The sequence below is a fragment of the Streptomyces sp. NPDC006385 genome (assembly GCF_040612485.1).
In the GTDB taxonomy this organism is placed as follows: Bacteria; Actinomycetota; Actinomycetes; order Streptomycetales; family Streptomycetaceae; genus Streptomyces.
Map to the genome: position 1 here is coordinate 42,204 of NZ_JBEXQG010000005.1, position 16,890 is coordinate 59,093.

Annotated in this window: 17 protein-coding genes; 12 read left to right on the forward strand and 5 right to left on the reverse strand. The window is 71.7% G+C overall.

Annotated elements, in window-relative coordinates; all coding sequences use genetic code 11:
- Positions 1 to 126 precede the first annotated feature (126 nt).
- Positions 127 to 1,254 carry a peptidoglycan bridge formation glycyltransferase FemA/FemB family protein gene (locus ABZ078_RS05155; RefSeq protein WP_356571778.1) on the forward strand — a complete coding sequence of 376 codons (1,128 nt, stop codon included), beginning with the start codon at positions 127 to 129 and terminating at the stop codon, positions 1,252 to 1,254.
- A gap of 24 nt (positions 1,255 to 1,278) precedes the next feature.
- On the opposite strand, the gene ABZ078_RS05160 is transcribed toward ABZ078_RS05155, so the two are convergent.
- Positions 1,279 to 2,019: a peptidoglycan recognition protein gene (locus ABZ078_RS05160; protein WP_356572088.1), complete on the reverse strand. Its 741-nt coding sequence runs from the start codon at positions 2,017 to 2,019 to the stop codon at positions 1,279 to 1,281.
- A gap of 1,114 nt (positions 2,020 to 3,133) precedes the next feature.
- On the opposite strand from ABZ078_RS05160, the gene ABZ078_RS05165 reads away from it, so the two are divergent.
- Positions 3,134 to 4,321 (forward strand): MarP family serine protease, encoded by a 1,188-nt coding sequence (locus ABZ078_RS05165; protein ID WP_356571780.1) that lies wholly within the window; start codon positions 3,134 to 3,136, stop codon positions 4,319 to 4,321.
- Between the two features lie 40 nt (positions 4,322 to 4,361).
- Here the strand turns inward: ABZ078_RS05165 and ABZ078_RS05170 are convergent, their stop codons facing one another.
- The gene (locus tag ABZ078_RS05170; RefSeq protein ID WP_356571782.1) at positions 4,362 to 4,862 is read right to left on the reverse strand and encodes a GNAT family N-acetyltransferase; all 501 of its coding nucleotides are present in this window, start codon (positions 4,860 to 4,862) and stop codon (positions 4,362 to 4,364) included.
- Positions 4,863 to 4,932: 70 nt separating this feature from the next.
- Between ABZ078_RS05170 and ABZ078_RS05175 the strand changes: the two genes are divergently transcribed.
- Both ABZ078_RS05175 and ABZ078_RS05180 read left to right on the forward strand, forming a co-directional pair.
- Positions 4,933 to 5,829 (forward strand): TIGR01777 family oxidoreductase, encoded by an 897-nt coding sequence (locus ABZ078_RS05175; RefSeq protein ID WP_356571784.1) that lies wholly within the window; start codon positions 4,933 to 4,935, stop codon positions 5,827 to 5,829.
- Between the two features lie 153 nt (positions 5,830 to 5,982).
- On the forward strand, positions 5,983 to 7,374 hold the full coding sequence (locus tag ABZ078_RS05180; protein ID WP_356571786.1) for an NAD(P)/FAD-dependent oxidoreductase: 1,392 nt from the start codon (positions 5,983 to 5,985) through the stop codon (positions 7,372 to 7,374).
- Positions 7,375 to 7,438: 64 nt separating this feature from the next.
- On the opposite strand, the gene ABZ078_RS05185 is transcribed toward ABZ078_RS05180, so the two are convergent.
- The gene (locus tag ABZ078_RS05185) at positions 7,439 to 8,914 is read right to left on the reverse strand and encodes a regulator (protein WP_356571788.1); all 1,476 of its coding nucleotides are present in this window, start codon (positions 8,912 to 8,914) and stop codon (positions 7,439 to 7,441) included.
- 281 nt (positions 8,915 to 9,195) lie between these two features.
- On the opposite strand from ABZ078_RS05185, the gene lipB reads away from it, so the two are divergent.
- The 4 genes from lipB (at position 9,196) to ABZ078_RS05205 (ending at position 12,369) form a co-directional block, all read left to right on the forward strand.
- A complete protein-coding gene (gene lipB / locus ABZ078_RS05190; protein WP_356571790.1) occupies positions 9,196 to 10,017 on the forward strand; it encodes a lipoyl(octanoyl) transferase LipB in 822 nt (273 codons plus the stop codon).
- Positions 10,018 to 10,167: 150 nt separating this feature from the next.
- Entirely contained in the window at positions 10,168 to 11,133 is a 966-nt protein-coding gene (gene lipA, locus ABZ078_RS05195) for a lipoyl synthase (protein WP_356571792.1), read from the forward strand.
- 257 nt (positions 11,134 to 11,390) lie between these two features.
- Positions 11,391 to 11,591 (forward strand): hypothetical protein, encoded by a 201-nt coding sequence (locus ABZ078_RS05200; RefSeq protein WP_356571794.1) that lies wholly within the window; start codon positions 11,391 to 11,393, stop codon positions 11,589 to 11,591.
- Positions 11,592 to 11,667: 76 nt separating this feature from the next.
- A complete protein-coding gene (locus ABZ078_RS05205) occupies positions 11,668 to 12,369 on the forward strand; it encodes a DUF4191 domain-containing protein (protein WP_356571796.1) in 702 nt (233 codons plus the stop codon).
- Positions 12,370 to 12,444: 75 nt separating this feature from the next.
- Here the strand turns inward: ABZ078_RS05205 and ABZ078_RS05210 are convergent, their stop codons facing one another.
- On the reverse strand, positions 12,445 to 12,912 hold the full coding sequence (locus ABZ078_RS05210; protein ID WP_356571798.1) for an RDD family protein: 468 nt from the start codon (positions 12,910 to 12,912) through the stop codon (positions 12,445 to 12,447).
- 198 nt (positions 12,913 to 13,110) lie between these two features.
- On the opposite strand from ABZ078_RS05210, the gene glnA reads away from it, so the two are divergent.
- The 4 genes from glnA to ABZ078_RS05230 all read left to right on the forward strand — a co-directional run bounded on the left by glnA (position 13,111) and on the right by ABZ078_RS05230 (position 16,519).
- Complete coding sequence (glnA, locus tag ABZ078_RS05215; RefSeq protein WP_004001807.1) at positions 13,111 to 14,520, forward strand: type I glutamate--ammonia ligase; 1,410 nt, start codon at positions 13,111 to 13,113, stop codon at positions 14,518 to 14,520.
- 120 nt (positions 14,521 to 14,640) lie between these two features.
- Positions 14,641 to 14,907 (forward strand): hypothetical protein, encoded by a 267-nt coding sequence (locus tag ABZ078_RS05220; protein WP_356571800.1) that lies wholly within the window; start codon positions 14,641 to 14,643, stop codon positions 14,905 to 14,907.
- A 107-nt stretch (positions 14,908 to 15,014) separates the two neighbouring features.
- On the forward strand, positions 15,015 to 15,932 hold the full coding sequence (gene htpX / locus ABZ078_RS05225) for a zinc metalloprotease HtpX (RefSeq protein WP_356571802.1): 918 nt from the start codon (positions 15,015 to 15,017) through the stop codon (positions 15,930 to 15,932).
- Between the two features lie 2 nt (positions 15,933 to 15,934).
- Positions 15,935 to 16,519 carry a hypothetical protein gene (locus tag ABZ078_RS05230; protein ID WP_356571804.1) on the forward strand — a complete coding sequence of 195 codons (585 nt, stop codon included), beginning with the start codon at positions 15,935 to 15,937 and terminating at the stop codon, positions 16,517 to 16,519.
- A gap of 34 nt (positions 16,520 to 16,553) precedes the next feature.
- On the opposite strand, the gene ABZ078_RS05235 is transcribed toward ABZ078_RS05230, so the two are convergent.
- Positions 16,554 to 16,841 (reverse strand): hypothetical protein, encoded by a 288-nt coding sequence (locus tag ABZ078_RS05235; protein WP_356571806.1) that lies wholly within the window; start codon positions 16,839 to 16,841, stop codon positions 16,554 to 16,556.
- Positions 16,842 to 16,890 lie beyond the last annotated feature (49 nt).

Consider the following 16,890-nt stretch of genomic DNA (forward strand, 5'->3'; position numbering starts at 1 on the left):
GCGGTTCAAGGACTGAGGGTCTCAGAGCTGTTCGGGCCCGCGTCGACGACCGTTCGCCCGGGAACTCTTGACCAGCCCGGTGATCCCCGGCTTAGGGTGGCCGCCCCGACCAGGAGCACCCTGCCCATGACCAGCCTGTTCGTGCGGGAGATACCGCGCACGGAACACCTCGCCCATCTGCGGCGGCATCCCGACGCGAGCCATCTCCAGATCCCGGAGTGGGGCGACGTGAAGCCCGACTGGCTGCCGGAGAGCGTCGGCTGGTTCGAGGGCGAGGCGCTGGTCGCGACGGCCCTGGTCCTGTACCGGCCGCTGCCGGGCACCCGGCGCTACCTGGCCTACGTCCCCGACGGGCCCGCGATCGACTGGCGCACTCCGCGCCTGGAGCGGTGGCTGGACCCGCTCGTCGCCCACCTGCAGAAGATCGGGGCGTTCTCGGTGCGGATCGGCCCGCCCCTCGTGGTACGGCACTGGGACGCGGCCACCGTGGCGGCGGGCATCGCCGACCCCGACGTACGGCATCTGCACGAGCTGCCGGCGGCCGGCATCGACGGATACGCGCTCGACGTCGCGGAGCGGCTGCGGCGGCTCGGGTGGCGGCGGTGCGAGGAGGACGACGGGAGCGGTTTCGGGCTCGGGCAGCCGCGCTACGGCTGTGAGATCCCCTTGGCGGGGCGCTCGATGGACGAGCTGCGCGGCGCCCTCGCACCGCACTGGGAGCAGTCCCTGCGCACGGCCGAGGAGGCGGGCGTCCGGGTCACCTGGGGCTCGGCCGCGGACCTGCCCGACTTCCACCGCCTTTACACCGCGACCGCCGCCCGCGACGGCTTCAAGGCCCGCCCGTCGGACTACTTCCGACGGATGTGGAAGGCGCTGAACGCCGAGGACGACGATCGGCTGCGCCTGTATCTCGCCGAGTACGACGGCGAGGTGCTCTCCGCGGCTCTCATGATCAACGTCGGCTCACGGGTCTGGCACTCGTACGCCGCGTCCGGTCCCCGGGGGCGGCACCTGCGGCCGAGCAGTGCGCTGGTGTGGCGCATGCTCGGTGACGCGCGGGCGGCGGGTGCCGAGACGTACGACCTGCGCTCCATCACACCCTGCCTCACCGAGGACCGCCTGCTCGGACGGCTCCGCTTCAAGACGGGGACCGGCGGCCGGGCGGTGGAGTACCTCGGGGAGTGGGAACTGCCGGTGGGCAGTCAGGGCAGGGTGTTGCAGCGGGCGCTGGGGGTCTACTTGGGGCGCAGGTGACCTGGCGGCGAGGCTGCCCGCTCGCTACGGGCTCCTGCCCTGGAGGCGTGCCGCCTGTTGCCTGATCTCGGGGAGGCGGGCGGTGAGGGCGGCTCCCGGGCAGCTGGTCATGTAGCCCTCGTTGTGGCCGGCGAGGGCGGGGAGGGCCGCGGTGGTGCCGGCGGCGTAGCGGCTGTGGCTGTTGCTGGAGGTCAGGCGGACCTTCGTGCGCGGGTCGGTGTCGGAGAGCCCCAGCTTCCAGGCGGCCAGTGCGGCGATCGCGTCGGTCATCGCCTTCGGCACGGGGACGCCGGCCGTGAAGGTGCCGAGGGCGGCGATGCCGGTGGTGCGGTGGTTGAAGCCCTGGGTGTGGGCTCCGGTGACGGGGCGGTCGATGCCGCCCGCGCGGCCCTCGTAGATGGTGCCGCAGCGGTCGACGAGGAAGTTGTAGCCGATGTCGTCCCAGTCCCGGGAGCCGGTCTGGCCCGCGTAGAGGTAGCGGATGATGCGGGGGGCGTCGGCGCAGTCGTAGCCGTTCGGTGAGTCGGTGTGGTGGACGAAGACGGCGACGACGCGGTCGTCGTAGCGCGGGGGCGGCTGGCCGTGCCGGGTGTCGTCGTCCAGCCAGGCCGACCTCGGCACGATGCGCGGCCGGGGCGCCTGATGCACGACGGCGGGCCGCACCGCGTCCGCCCGCGCGGCGGCCCCGACCGTGCTCTCGACCCCGTTGGCGCACAGCACCAGCGCGAGAACGGCGGCGAGACCGGGAACACAGCCGAGCAGCACGAGCAGGAGGGCGGGGAGACGCCGCCCGCCGACGCCCCACAGCCGGCCCCCCTGCCCGGCACCGACCACTCGCAGACCCCGCTCCCCTGGGCCGACCGCCTGCTGATCCCGGCCGACCGACGCCTCCGGCGCCACTGCCGGCTCCGGCGCCATGGCCTCGCCCCGCACCGCGGGCACGGTCGGCACGGCCGGCTCGGCCGGCTCGGCCGGCTCAGTGGGCTCGGTGGGCTCGGTGGGCTCGGTGGGCTCGGTGGGCTCGTCGGCCACAGCGGGCTCCGCCCATACTCCCGGCTCGTCCGTACGAGGCTGAGAGGTTCCGTCACGCCGCCCGGCATCGGCCGCTCGGACAGCCTGCCGATCCGGGCCGAGCGCCTGTTCCCGAACACCCGACGCCTCCTGCGGCACTGACTGCTCGGGCGCCACGGACCCGTCTCGCCCCGCCGGCACGGCCGGCTCGACCGGCACAGCCGGCTCGTCGGGCGCCGCAGGATCGGCCCGCGTTGTCGATTCGTCCCGCACCACAGGCTCTGCCCACGCCGTCGACTCGTCCCGCGAAGGCGGCCTTTCTCGCTGCACGGACGGCACAGGTGACCCGCCAGGCGCTCCCGCACCGGGTGGAGTGCGCCGGGCGTCCCGCGCCACGCTGTCCGCCGGTCCCCCACCCGCAGTGCCGTGATCCGGCGCTCCCGGATCCCGCAGCCCCGCCCGCACAGCCCTCGGCTCACGGTCCGGCCGTTGCACGCCGCCAACGCCGGGCCCACCGGCCGCCCCCTCGGCCCGCCCACCCGCGCCACCCCCGGCAACCCCGTCGGCCGCCCCCGGCACCCCCCGTATTCGCCCAGCCCACGGTATTCGTACGGCGCGAGGTCTTCGTCTCCCCCGTGTGCGTCGGAAGACCCTTCGGGTGACCCGTCGGAAGACACGCATGGTCCTACTGTCCGACGAATCCCGTCCGCCCGCGATGTGTGACGTGACACGTGGTGGAACCATCGTCCCGGTCGGGGACGTTTCTCCAGGTGCACGCAGCGTGGCCGGTTCCCTGCGGCGCGCGTGCGGGCGCTGATCAACAGGCGCCTTCCACGCGTACTAAGGGGTCCGAGAGAAAGGCGGCTCCGTGGACCTGTTCGACATCCTGCTGTTGCTGGTGATCCTGGCCTACGCCGCGTCCGGCTACCGCCGTGGACTGGTGGCCGGCTGCGTTTCCCTGGCCGGTTTCATCGGCGGTGCGGTGATCGGCGTATGGATCCTGCCCTGGATGATGGACCTGGTCACGCCCGGCACGACCCGGGCGACCGTGACCGCGGTGCTCACGGTGCTGGTCCCGGCGGTCATGGTGCACGAGCTGGCGGGCCGGCTGGCGCTGCGGCTGCGCCGGGAGCTGGACCGGGGGCCGCTCAGGGTGGCCGACGGAATAGGCGGGGCCGTGGCCAACTCCGTGGCCGTGCTGATCGTGGCCTGGGTCGCGGCAAGCGTCCTCGCGGCGTCCACCTCCTCACCGCTGCTCAGCTCGGCGATCCGGGACTCCCGGCTGCTCGGCACCGTGCAGGACACCATGCCGGACACGACGCCGGCCTGGTTCTCGCGGGCCACCTCCGCGCTCACCGAGGCGGGCTTCCCGCAGGTCTTCAACCCGTTCGAGAACGAGTCGACCGCCGAGGTCGCCAAGCCCACCGGCGACAGCGTCACCGCCGCCGCGACGAACGCCGCCAAGCTCAGCACGGTCAAGATCGAGGGCGTTTCGGGCACCCAGGGCCGCGAGGGCAGCGGCTTCGTCTACGCCCCGCAGCACGTGATGACCAACGCCCATGTCGTGGCCGGCATAGACGATCCCAGCGTGCGGGTCGGCGGCGTCGGGCGGTCGTACGAGTCGCGGGTGGTCCTCTTCGACCCGCAGCGGGACGTGGCCGTGCTGTACGTCCCCGACCTGCGCGCCCCCGTCCTGCGGTTCGACGACGACGCCACCCGCGGCGACTCGGCGGTCGTGGCGGGCTACCCGGAGGACGGCGACCTGAACCTCCAGGCGGCGACCGTCGCGAACCGTGTGCGGGCGACGGGCCAGAACATCTACAACGACGAGACGGTCACCCGCGAGATCTACTCGATCCGCTCCACCGTCCGCCCCGGCAACTCCGGCGGCCCGCTGCTGACCACCGACGGCAAGGTGTTCGGCGTCGTCTTCGCCCGCTCCACCTCCGACGCCGAGACCGGCTACGTCCTGACGGCGGCCGAGGTCGCCTCCGACGCCAAGCGCGCGGCGAACGCGACGGCGGCCGTGGACACGGGGGATCTCGTCACGTCGTGAGGTGAGGGGACCGGCACGGGGCCGGTCAGGTCAGGTCAGGTCAGACACTGCGTCCCATGAACACGTCGTCCACGTACGCTCCGCCCACGAAGAACTCCTCGGGCAGCACCCCCTCCACCACGAACCCCTCGGACTCGTACAGCTTGCGGGCAGGCGTGTTGTGCCCGAGGACGCGCAGCGTGAGGCGGCGCGCGCCCCTGCGGCGGGCCTCCTCGACGGCCGCGCGGATCAGGGCACGCCCCACGCCGCGGCCGCGGGCCTCGTCGGCGACCGCGAGGCCCTGGATCTGCCGTACGTGCGCGTTGGACGCGAGCGGGGTGGCGAAGGCGAGGCAGATGTAGCCCACGACGCGGCGGTCGAGCTCGGCGACCAGATAGTCGTCGGGGACATGACGCTCGTCGAAGAAAGGCCGGTACTGCGGCTGCGGTGGGGGCGTGACCGCGTGCAGCGGCGACCAGGTGAGACGGTCGAGGCGGGACAGCTCCTCCGCGTCGTCAGGCAGGGCGGCGCGTATGCGCGGCGGCTGGTGCGGTACGGACATGAGCGTCACCCTATGACCGGAGTGCGGGAATCCGACCGGGATTTTATGCGGCCACAGGCAGGATGAAGTCATGCAACTTTCAAGGATTGCGGTGGCCGGCGCCTCCGGTCTCATCGGCCGCGCACTGGTCCGTTCCCTGCTCGCCGACGGCCACGAGGTGGTGCGGCTGGTGCGGCGCGCGCCCCGGGCGGCCGACGAGGTCCGGTGGGACCCCGAGCGGCAGTACGTGGACGTGGCGGGACTCGCCGGGTGCGACGTCGTGGTCAATCTCGCCGGGGCGAACGTGGGCTCGCGCCGCTGGACGGAGGCGTACAAGGCGAAGCTCCGGGCAGGCCGGGTGCTGGGCACGGCGGCGCTCGCGGAGGCGATGGCCTCGCTGGACGAGCCGCCGCGGGTCTTCGTGAACGGCAGCGCGATCGGCTACTACGGCGAGACCGGCGAGCGGGCCGTCGACGAGAGCGCCCCGCCGGGTCAGGGCTTCCTGCCCTCGCTGGTCGTGGAGTGGGAGGGCGCCGCGGCGCCCGCACGGGAGGCCGGCGTACGGACGGTGTTCCCGCGCACGGGGCTGGTGGTGGCCCGCCACGGCGGGGCGTGGGGGCGGCTGTTCCCGCTGTTCCAGGCCGGGCTCGGCGGGCGGATGGGGGACGGGCGGCAGTACTGGTCGTTCGTCTCGCTGCACGACGAGGTGGCCGCCATCCGGCATCTGATCGACCGGGAGGACCTGTCGGGGCCCTTCAATGTGACCGCCCCCCACCCGCTGACGAACCGTGAGATCACCGAGGCGATGGGGCGGGTGCTGCACCGGCCGACGCTGTTCTCGGTCCCGGCGCCGGTGCTGCGGACCGTGCTCGGTGAGATGGCCGGGGACGTGCTCGGCAGCCAGCGCGTCCTGCCCGCGCGACTGTTGGAGTCCGGGTTCGCCTTCGCCTTCCCGGAGATCGAGGGGGCGATCCGGGCGGCCCAGTGAGTGCCCGTATGCGACCGCTGTGCGACCGTGCTCTGCCGATGCGCGACTGTTCCTGACCGATCGCGACCCTAACCTCGTTCCGAACTCGGGTATCCCCGGAGCCTGTTGGGGGCATGACGTCTCCACCGGCCGCGCAACCTCGAGGAGGGGCACGTGCTTGAGCCCGCGTACCAGGCGGACGTCGTCATCGTGGGAGCCGGGGTCGCCGGGCTCTCCGCGGCGCATCAACTGACCAGCGCAGGAGTAACGACCGCGGTCTTGGAGGCCGCCCCTTACACGGGCGGCCGAATGTCGACCGAGAAGATCGACGGGTTCCGGCTCGACCGGATCGGCCAGCTCCTGTCGACCTCGTACCCGGAACTACGCCTGACACCCGGGCTCGACGCACTCGCGCTGCGCCCCTTCGCGCCGGGCGTACTGCTGCACAGCGACGGGCGCCGGCATCGCGCGGGCGCGTTCGCCACCTCGGCGAGTGCCAGTCGCGCGAGGCGCACGAGGGGCGCAATCTACGCGGTGCGCGCTCTGGCGAGCGCCCCTCGGTCGTCGTCCGTGCGGGGTGTTCAGGGGCCGGCGTCCCCGCCACGGGTGCGCACGAGCGCCCCGCTGGGCACCGCGGTCGATCAGGCCCGGCTCGGCGCCGCCCTCGCCCGCCTCGCCTCCGCGCCCGTCGAACGGCTGCTGGCCCGGGCCGAGTTGCCGGCCGCGCAGGCCCTCGCGGCGCGGGGCGTCCCCGCGCGCACCATCGACGGCTTCCTGCGGCCGCTGCTCGCCGCACTGTTGTGCGACCCGGAGCTGACGACGTCCAGCCGCTGTGCGGATCTCGCGCTGCGCGCCTTCGTGAGCGGACGGCTGTGCGTGCCCGAGGGCGGCGCCGAGGCGCTGCCGGAGCTGCTGGCGCGGGCGTTGCCGCCGGGCACCGTGCACACCGGCGTGCGGGTCACGTCGGTCGCGACCACGTCGGTGACCACGGCGGAGCACGGCGAGATACGCTGCCGGGCCGTGCTGGTGGCGACGGACGCGCGCACCGCGGCCGAGTTGCTGCCCGGCCTGCGCGTACCGGACTTCCACCCGGTGACGGTCGTCCACCACACCACCGACGAACCGCCGACGACCGGCGCCTCACTGCTGCTCGACGCCGACCGGGGCGGTCCGGTCGCGCACACGGCGGTGCTCAGCCAGGTCGACCCGAGCCGCGCGCCCGCGGGCCGGGCGCTTGTCTCGTCGACCGTCCTGGGCGCACCGCCACCCGACATCGACACGGCCGTACGGATGCACCTGTCCCGCCTGTACGGCACGTCCACGACACGCTGGGAGACGCTCGCCGTGCACCACACCCCGCAGGCCGTCCCCGCGATGCGCCCACCGCACGACCCGCGCCGCCCGGTGCGGCTGCTGGCGGGCCTGTACGTGTGCGGCGACCACCGGGACACCAGCACGGTCCAGGGCGCCCTCCACTCGGCCCACCGAGCCGCGACGGCGATCCTGACGGACCTCGGGGCGGCCGGCTCGTTGCACAGGGCCGAGCCGTTACGAGCCGCGGCATAAGGCGTGCTGGGCCCCGCGCCGAAAAGGGGCGCGGGGCTCTATCGGTCGGAGTCGCGGCGACGTGCTACCCGAACGCCGCCACCTTGTCGCGATACCCCCTCACCGGCGCCGCGTCCCGATACGGCTCCAACCTCCGCTCGAAGTCCCTGACGTACTCGATCGCCCGCACCGACCGCATCTCCGCGGCAGCGCCCGCGGCCTCCGCGCCGAGCGCGCAGGCCTGGTCGAGTTCGCCGAGGCCGAGGCGGGCGGAGGCGAGGACGACGCGGCAGAAGAGGCGGCTGCGGGCGTACACGGGGGCGCGCAGTTGCAGGGAGCGCTCGGCGTGCTGGGCCGCCGCGCGGAACTGCTGCAGGTCGCGGTGGCAGTGGCCGAACTCGTCCGCGAGCTGCGCCTCGTCGAAGAAGCGCGCCCAGTACGGGACGTCGTCGCCGGGCCGGGCGGCTTCGAGGGCCCGTTCGGCCCGGACGAGGGAGGCCGTGCAGGCGCGCACCTCCCCCAGTACGCCGTGCCCGCGCGCCTCGCAGGCGTGCAGCAGGGCCTGCACGACCGGCGGCGCGCTGGTGCCCACCCCCTGCTGGGCCACCCGCGCCAGCTGGACGGCCTCGCGGCCGTGCCCGAGGTAGACGGCCTGGCGGCTCATCGTGACGAGGACGTAGGAGCCGTACGGCCGGTCCCCGGCCGCCTGCGCGAGGCGCAGCGACTGCACGAAGTACCGCTGCGCGAGACCGTGCGCGGCGATGTCGAACGAGGTCCAGCCCGCGAGCCTGGTCAGGTCGGCGGCCGCCGCGAACAGCTTGCGGCCGGTCTGCTCGCCGTACGTGCCGCGCAGCATCGGCTCGCACTCGTGCTCCAGGTAGCGCACGAGGGCCTGCCGGGCGTGGCCGCCGCCGTACATGTCGTCGAGGGAGCGGAACAGCTCGCCGACCGAGCGCAGCGCGGCGATGTCGCCCCCGGTGACCTTCTGCCCGGGGGAGCGCTCGGCCTGGCCGCGCTGACGGGCCGCGGCTCCGCCCTGTTCGAGCGCGGCCGGGAACTTGCCGGAGGCGGGCCGGCCCTGGGCCGGGATGCGGGCGACCGGCTCGCCCCGGGCGACCTTCTCGTCGGCACGGCCGATCAGCCAGTCCCGGCTGGGCACGACGAGCCCGGCCGGGGTGAAGGCGATCTTGCGCAGCTCGGCGTGGCTGCCGGAGTCCTTGCGCCACAGGCCGCTGACGATGTCGACGGCCTCCTCGGGGGTCGCGGCGAACTCCAGCCCGGCGTACACGGGCGCGCAGGCGTCGAGGCCGAGGTCCTGGGCGGAGAGCCGGCGTCCGAGCCGGCGGGTGAAGACCTCGGCGATCAGGGCCGGGGTCGTACCGCGTGGCTGCTGCCCGCGCAGCCAGCGGGTGACCGATGTCTTGTCGTATCTCAGATCAAGCCCGTGTTCGAGGCCGAGCTGGTCCACCCGGCGGGCGAGACCCGCGTTGGAGAATCCCGCTTCTGCGATGAGCGCGGCGAGCTGGCGGTTGGGAGTGCGCTGCGCGGGTCGTTCCGTCATCTGCGGTGCGGTCTCCTGCCTTTCGGGCCGCGCGGGGCCGGTGCGGCCGCCGCGGTGCCCGGATTGCCTGTGAGCAGCCCTTTTGGCATCTCGAACGGCGCGAATGTAGCGGAGAGTAAGCAGCCGATCGCACATTACGCCGCCCATTCATCCGATCGTGTGAGGATTGCCCTACCGGGCTGACGCGGGGCCGGAAGGCGTCACCCGAACGAGCCGGTCGTACAGTGGCGTGGGCGCGCTTTGTGCCTTACGACCTTCTAGGGCTTCCAGGGAGGCTTGCCGTGGGTGAGTTGCGGTTCGTGCGCATGGGGTTCGGCGCGGACGCCGTCGAGTACCAGGAGGCGTGGGACGAGCAGCGCCGGGTGCACGCGGCACGGTTCGCGGACGAGATCCCCGACACGGTCCTGCTGCTCGAACACCCTCCGGTCTACACGGCGGGCCGGCGCACGGCGGACAACGAGCGGCCCCTCGACGGCACGCCGGTCGTCGACGTGGACCGCGGCGGCAAGATCACCTGGCACGGCCCGGGCCAGCTGGTGGGCTACCCGATCCAGAAGCTGCCGCGCCCCGTGGACGTCGTGGCGCACGTACGGCGCCTGGAGGAGGCCCTGATCCGCACCTGCGCGGAGTTCGGCCTGGAGACCACCCGGGTCGAGGGCCGCAGTGGCGTGTGGGTCCTCGGCGACCCGGTGGAGCAGCGCCCGGCGCTCGGCGGCCTGTCCCTGGACTTCGACCCCCGCCTCACCGACGAGGAGTTCGACCCGCGCCTGAACGGCCCCGAGTACGCGCCCTCCAACGCCGGCCAGCGGCGCGAGGACCGCAAGATCGCGGCGATCGGCATCCGGGTCGCCAAGGGCGTGACGATGCACGGCTTCGCGCTGAACGTGAACCCGGACAACAAGTGGTTCGACAAGATCATCCCGTGTGGGATCCGGGACGCGGGGGTCGCCTCGCTCGCGGGCGAGCTCGGCCGGGACGTGACCATCGAGGAGGTGCTGCCGGTCGTCGAGCGGCACCTGAAGGACGTACTGGAGAACGCGGACCTGCAGCCGCGGGAGATCGAGAAGACACCGGCCGCGTCAGCCGGCCCGTCCGGCGTTTGAGGACGAGGCCCCTTCAGGGGCGAAGCGGGGTCCGGGGCAGCGCCCCACGCAGGAATGCACCGGCGTTCCGCAAGGTTGCCCGGCCCGGGGACGCACAACGCACGGGCGTACCCTGGTGTACGCCGAAGAATCGAAGCACAGGGAGCCGACGTGTCCGCAGTCTCACCGGACGGACGCAAGATGCTGCGCCTGGAGGTCCGCAACAGCCAGACCCCCATCGAGCGCAAGCCCGAGTGGATCAAGACCCGGGCGAAAATGGGTCCCGAGTACACGAAGATGCAGAACCTCGTCAAGAGCGAGGGCCTGCACACGGTCTGCCAGGAAGCCGGCTGCCCGAACATCTACGAGTGCTGGGAGGACCGCGAGGCGACCTTCCTCATCGGCGGCGACCAGTGCACCCGGCGCTGCGACTTCTGCCAGATCGACACCGGCAAGCCCGAGGCGCTCGACCGCGACGAGCCGCGCCGCGTCGGTGAGTCCGTGGTCACCATGGACCTGAACTACGCCACCATCACCGGCGTCGCCCGCGACGACCTCCCCGACGGCGGCGCCTGGCTGTACGCCGAGACGGTCCGCCAGATCCACGAGCAGACCGCTGCCCGCGAGGCCGGCCGCACCAAGGTCGAACTGCTCGCCCCGGACTTCAACGCCGTGCCGGAACTGCTCCAGGAGGTCTTCGCCTCCCGCCCCGAGGTCTTCGCGCACAACGTCGAGACGGTGCCCCGGATCTTCAAGCGCATCCGCCCCGGCTTCCGCTACGAGCGCTCCCTGAAGGTCATCACCGAGGCCCGCGACCACGGCCTGGTCACCAAGTCGAACCTCATCCTCGGCATGGGCGAGACCCGTGAGGAGATCAGCGAGGCGCTCAGGCAGCTGCACGACGCCGGCTGCGAACTGGTCACCATCACGCAGTACCTGCGGCCCTCTGTGCGGCACCACCCCGTGGAACGCTGGGTCAAGCCGCAGGAGTTCGTGGAGCTGAAGGAGGAGGCCGAGCAGATCGGCTTCTCCGGTGTGATGTCCGGGCCGCTCGTGCGGTCCTCCTACCGGGCAGGCCGGCTCTACCAGATGGCCGTCGAGAAGCGGGGTTCCTACGTCGCCTCGCAGGCCGTCTGATGGCACGGAGTGCCACTCGCTTCGTGTGAATCCGCGCACAAGCGACTACCCCTCGGTAGCGGCCGATTCGACGCGGTCCTGGACGTCCCCGCAGATGGGGGCACCATCAGGGCCGCGTCGAGCATTTCGGGCCCCACATCAAGGCTTCATGGGGGTTTGACCGGCCGGTCACGCCCTGGTAACACCATTCAGTGACCCTGGTTGTACACCCCGTGCACCACTCACCAAAGCCCATTCCCGAGGGGGGAACCTCCACCATGCAGGCCGCGCCCGTTCGCGCCACCGCCATCCCGTCGTTCACCGATGCACTGCGTGCCGTCGAGTCGCTGCTGATGAGCAGCGGCCACCGCACCGCCCGCCGCAACGCCTGGACGTCCGTGCTGGAGGACCGCCGTCGCGCCAAGGACCGGGTCGAGGCACAGCGCGTCCTGGACCAGGTCACCTCGGTCCACCCCTGACCGCTCTCGCCGCCCGCGCCGCCCTCCCACGGCACTGCCGTCGTCGGCGCTCGTGGGGCCACGTAGACTTCTTGGCATGGCGAGGAAGGACACGGCAGCGGACGCTGCGAACCCCGGGCGACTGAAGCAGATCGCTCTGACCTACAAGATGACCCGCAGGGCCGACAAGAAGATCGGTCTTGTACTCGCGGCAGTCGGAATCGTCACCTTCGGTGTCTTCCTCGCGATCGGTTTCTTGATCGGTCACCCCATCTATCTCGGCATCCTGGGCCTCCTGCTCGCCTTCCTCGCGACGGCGATCGTGTTCGGGCGCCGAGCCGAGCGGGCCGCCTTCGGGCAGATGGAGGGCCAGCCGGGCGCCGCAGCGGCCGTGCTGGACAACATCGGCCGGGGCTGGACGACGACGCCCGCCGTGGCGATGAACCGCAGTCAGGACGTGGTGCACCGGGCTGTCGGCAAGGCCGGCATCGTGCTGGTCGCCGAGGGCAACCCGAACCGGGTGAAGAGCCTGCTGGCCGCCGAGAAGAAGAAGATGAACCGCATCGTCGCGGACGTGCCGGTGCACGACCTGGTCGTCGGCGTCGGTGAGGGACAGGTCGAGCTGAAGAAGCTGCGGACCACGATGCTGAAGCTGCCGCGGGTGCTGACCGGCCCCCAGGTGACCGCCACCAACGACCGGCTGCGGGCCATGGGCGACCTGATGAGCAACATGCCGTTGCCGAAGGGCCCGATGCCCAAGGGCATGAAGCTGCCGAAGGGCGGACCCAAGGCCCGCTGACCTCCTCGTACGAGAAAGGGGGCGCCCGGTGATGCCGGGCGCCCCCTTCGTCGTACGAGCGTCGTCGTACGAACGTCAGATCCGCACCTCGACGGTCTTCGCCAGCCGGTCGTGCAGGCCGCGGCCGTCGCGGTCCCAGATCAGCGCCGGGATCGCCAGGCACAGCAGGGCCGTGCGCAGCAGCGCGCGCAGCGGGTTGACGGTGCCGGTCTCCAGGACGACCACACGGAGGCCGAAGAGGCGCTTACCCGGAGTGAAGCCGACCGTGCCGACGGTCAGGACGCTCATCAGGAAGAACAGGAGCAGGGCCCAGTTGCTGGTCGCCTGGCCGTAACCGTCGGTGATGAGACCGTATGCGATCAAGAGGCAGAGACCCCAGTCGACGGCGAGGGCGCCGAGCCGTCGTCCGGGACGGGCGACGGAGCCCGGCCCCTCCTCCGGCAGGCCGAGCTGCTGCCCCCTGTATCCGAAGTCGACACCGGCTTCCTCGGCGGCCGCGCGGGGCCCCGAGAGCCAGGATCCGATTGCTTGCCTCTTGTCCACGCGTCCACGGTACTGTGCCCGTTTTGCGATGTGGACAGGTGGGGTGAGGTACGGGATGTCCGGTTAACGTGTGCGAAACAAATGGGTCACGCCCGAGAAACCACCCGTCCCTAGGGTCGAGGTCAGCGTGTGCCACCGCACTGGCCGCACGAACGAACTACCACCCCGGCACGGACGGTCGGGAGTAGGAGGAGCTGGATGTTCCAGAACGCCGACGAGGCCAAGAAGTTCATCGCGGACGAGGACGTCAAGTTCGTCGACGTCCGGTTCTGCGACCTGCCGGGCGTCATGCAGCACTTCACGGTGCCCGTCGAGGCGTTCGACCCGGACGAGGAGCTCGCCTTCGACGGATCGTCGATCCGTGGTTTCCAGGCCATTCACGAGTCCGACATGGCGCTGCGCGCGGACCTGTCGACCGCCCGGGTCGACCCGTTCCGCCGCGACAAGACCCTCAACGTCAACTTCTTCATCCACGACCCGATCACCGGCGAGCAGTACAGCCGTGACCCGCGCAACGTGGCGAAGAAGGCCGAGGCCTACCTCGCCTCCACCGGTATCGCGGACACCGCGTACTTCGGCCCGGAGGCCGAGTTCTACGTCTTCGACAGCGTCCGCTTCAAGACGTCCGAGAACGAGTCCTTCTACCACATCGACTCCGAGGCGGGCGCCTGGAACACCGGTGCGCTGGAGGACAACCGCGGCTACAAGGTCCGCTACAAGGGCGGTTACTTCCCGACCCCGCCGGTCGACCACTTCGCCGACCTGCGGGCCGAGATCTCCCTGGAGCTGGACCGGGCCGGTCTGAAGGTCGAGCGCCAGCACCACGAGGTGGGCACCGCCGGCCAGGCCGAGATCAACTACAAGTTCAACACGCTGCTCGCGGCCGCCGACGACCTGCAACTGTTCAAGTACATCGTGAAGAACGTCGCCTGGCGCAACGGCAAGACCGCGACCTTCATGCCGAAGCCGATCTTCGGTGACAACGGCTCGGGCATGCACGTGCACCAGTCGCTGTGGCAGGGCGGCTCCCCGCTGTTCTACGACGAGGCCGGGTACGCGGGCCTGTCGGACACCGCCCGCTACTACATCGGCGGCATCCTCAAGCACGCCCCGTCGCTGCTGGCCTTCACCAACCCGACGGTGAACTCGTACCACCGTCTGGTCCCGGGCTTCGAGGCCCCGGTGAACCTCGTGTACTCGCAGCGCAACCGCTCCGCCGCCATGCGTATCCCGATCACGGGTTCGAACCCGAAGGCCAAGCGCGTCGAGTTCCGCGCGCCCGACTCCTCCGGCAACCCGTACCTCGCCTTCTCGGCGCTGCTGCTCGCGGGCCTGGACGGCATCAAGAACAAGATCGAGCCGGCCGAGCCGATCGACAAGGACCTCTACGAGCTCGCCCCCGAGGAGCACGCGGGCGTCCCGCAGGTCCCGACCTCGCTCCCGGCCGTCCTCGACTCCCTCGAGGCCGACCACGAGTTCCTCCTCCAGGGCGACGTCTTCACGCCGGACCTGATCGAGACGTGGATCGACTACAAGCGCACCAACGAGATCGCGCCGCTGCAGCTGCGTCCGCACCCGCACGAGTTCGAGCTCTACTTCGACGTGTGATCGGCACCTGACCGGTCTCGCACCGAGGCACGGCGCCCGCGCCCCCGCTGTCGTACCGACAGCGGGGGCGCGGGCGTATGTTCTATTCTGCCGGTGAGACGACACGGGGGTGGACCGGAAATGCCCGAGCGTGACCACGACGACCAGGAGCGCGAGTTCGACCTGAGGTGGGCGGACAGCGCCGAGCACAAGGAGCCCTCGGCGCGGGCCCGTATGCTCGCCGCGCGCTGGAAGGAGAACCCGCCCGGTCCGGTGCCGTTCCGGGCCGACCCCGACCATGTCGCACGACGGCACCGCCGGTCGGGCTGGGTGTCCACGGCGATCGTCCTGGGCTGTGTCGCCGCGGTGATCGTCCTGCTGGGCTACATCAACTTCCGTACGTACTGAGACCGAGGTCTTTGCTGGTCCTAGGGCCGATCACGACCCGTTCATGGGCGTCGCCGGGTGCACACTGGGCAGTGGGACGAGTGCCTGAGTGCGCGGGGTGATGCGAGATGCGGAGCCGCTTCCGGAGTGATCGCGGGCTGACCGCCCGTATGGGGATCACGCTGTTTCTGCTCGGGTTGTTGTACGTGGCCTTCGTCGCCGCGCTGATCGTGCTGCTGAAGTCCTGGGTCCTGGTCGTGGTGGTCGCGGCCGCGCTGCTGGGGGCGCAGTACTGGTTCTCGGACCGGATCGCGCTGTTCGCGATGCGCGGGCGGGTCGTGGAGCGGGAGGAGTATCCCGAGCTGCACGGGGTCGTCGACCGGCTGTGTGCCCTCGCCGACATGCCGAAGCCCGTCGTCGCCGTGTCGGACATGGAGATGCCGAACGCGTTCGCCACCGGACGGAATGCCGATCACGCCGTGGTCTGCGTGACCACGGGGCTGCTGCGGCGGCTGGAGCCGGACGAGTTGGAGGGTGTGCTCGCGCACGAGTTGTCGCACGTGGCGCACAAGGACGTCGCCGTGATCACGGTGGCCTCGTTCCTCGGCGTGATCGCGGGGCTGATCGTGCGGTTCGCCTTCTACTCGCAGCTGTTCGGCGGCGGGCGCCGCGACCAGAACACCGCGGTGGTCTTCGCCGCCGTGCTGGGTGTGTCGGCCGCCGTGTACGCGATCAGCTTCCTGCTGATCCGGGCCCTGTCCCGGTACCGCGAGCTGGCCGCCGACCGGGCCGCGGCGCTGCTCACCGGACGGCCCTCCGTGCTGGCCTCCGCGCTCACCAAGGTCTCCGGCGACATCGCCCGGATCCCCACCAAGGACCTGCGGACCGCGCAGGCCTTCAACGCCTTCTACTTCACGCCGGCGCTGGGCCGGGAGCCGAGCGTCTCGCGGCTGTTCTCGACCCACCCGAGCCTGGAGCAGCGGCTCGACCAGCTGGGGCGGATCTCCGCCGAGCTGGGTGAGGCGGCGGCTCCCGGAGGGGCGTGAGCATGGGACTGCTGGACATCCTGCTCGGCCGTACGAAACCGGTCGCGCCCGATCTCGACCAGCTTTTCGGGCTGCCGTCGGCGGCGGTGACGCTGGAGGCGACGGCCGGGTTCCGGCCGACCGGGAGCGGGGCGGTGTGCTTCGCGGCGGTCGAGGGCGCGGCCTTCGAGCAGACGCACCGCGAGGTCCAGGCGCTGCTCGACGCGGACGCCGATCGGGAGGGCCGGCCGGTGGAGCTGACGCGGGACGGCTACGGCTACTCGTGGCTGGTCTCCCGGCGCACACCCGAGCAGCTCCCGGAGCTGGTCAACGACCTGCACGCGGTGAACAGCGCGATGGAGGTCAACGGCTTCGGGCCGCAACTGCTGTGCTCGCTGGCCGGGTTCGCGGACGAGGCGGGCAGGCGGCTCGCCCTCGTCTACCTCTACAAGCGCGGCACCTTCTACCCGTTCGCGCCGCTGCCCGGCACCACGGAACGGCGTGACAACCCGCTGGAGCTGCGGGTGAAGGCGGCCCTCGCGGACGATCTGCGGATCGAGCAGGACCTCAACCGCTGGTTCCCCCTCTGGGGCGCCCCCGGCCTGTGACCGGGGGCGCCTCGGACTACCGGCGCGGCTGGTCTCACCTGCTTTTCTCGCGCTCCTGACGACGGGCCTCCAGGGGACGCTCGCGGCGGTAGCGGCGCTCCCACTTTGCCTGTGTGTCACGGCGGTTGCGGTAGGCGCGGTAGTCCGCGGGCATGGCCCCTGACGACGAGGCCCCTCCCCCGGCCCCGCCGCTGGACGCCGCGGAGTCCCGGCCGTAGCGCAGGTACAGGAACAGCACGGCGACCGCGGCCAGCCAGTAGAGGTGGTTTCCGAATCCGAGGATCACCAGGACGACAGTCCCGGACATGACGATGGTGCCCATCACGGGCCTCCGTGAGCGTGGGTCGATTCTGGATCTCGAGCGGTGACCG

Excerpts from the sequence above, each read along its gene's own strand:
- ABZ078_RS05220 (WP_356571800.1), top strand. The coding sequence starts at position 14,641 with ATGCCCGAGCGTGACCACGACGACCAGGAGCGCGAGTTCGACCTGAGG.
- ABZ078_RS05235 (WP_356571806.1), bottom strand. The coding sequence starts at position 16,841 with ATGGGCACCATCGTCATGTCCGGGACTGTCGTCCTGGTGATCCTCGGA.
- ABZ078_RS05230 (WP_356571804.1), top strand. The coding sequence starts at position 15,935 with ATGGGACTGCTGGACATCCTGCTCGGCCGTACGAAACCGGTCGCGCCC.
- ABZ078_RS05170 (WP_356571782.1), bottom strand. The coding sequence starts at position 4,862 with ATGTCCGTACCGCACCAGCCGCCGCGCATACGCGCCGCCCTGCCTGAC.
- ABZ078_RS05185 (WP_356571788.1), bottom strand. The coding sequence starts at position 8,914 with ATGACGGAACGACCCGCGCAGCGCACTCCCAACCGCCAGCTCGCCGCG.
- ABZ078_RS05200 (WP_356571794.1), top strand. The coding sequence starts at position 11,391 with ATGCAGGCCGCGCCCGTTCGCGCCACCGCCATCCCGTCGTTCACCGAT.
- htpX (WP_356571802.1), top strand. The coding sequence starts at position 15,015 with ATGCGGAGCCGCTTCCGGAGTGATCGCGGGCTGACCGCCCGTATGGGG.
- ABZ078_RS05175 (WP_356571784.1), top strand. The coding sequence starts at position 4,933 with ATGCAACTTTCAAGGATTGCGGTGGCCGGCGCCTCCGGTCTCATCGGC.
- ABZ078_RS05205 (WP_356571796.1), top strand. The coding sequence starts at position 11,668 with ATGGCGAGGAAGGACACGGCAGCGGACGCTGCGAACCCCGGGCGACTG.
- ABZ078_RS05155 (WP_356571778.1), top strand. The coding sequence starts at position 127 with ATGACCAGCCTGTTCGTGCGGGAGATACCGCGCACGGAACACCTCGCC.
- glnA (WP_004001807.1), top strand. The coding sequence starts at position 13,111 with ATGTTCCAGAACGCCGACGAGGCCAAGAAGTTCATCGCGGACGAGGAC.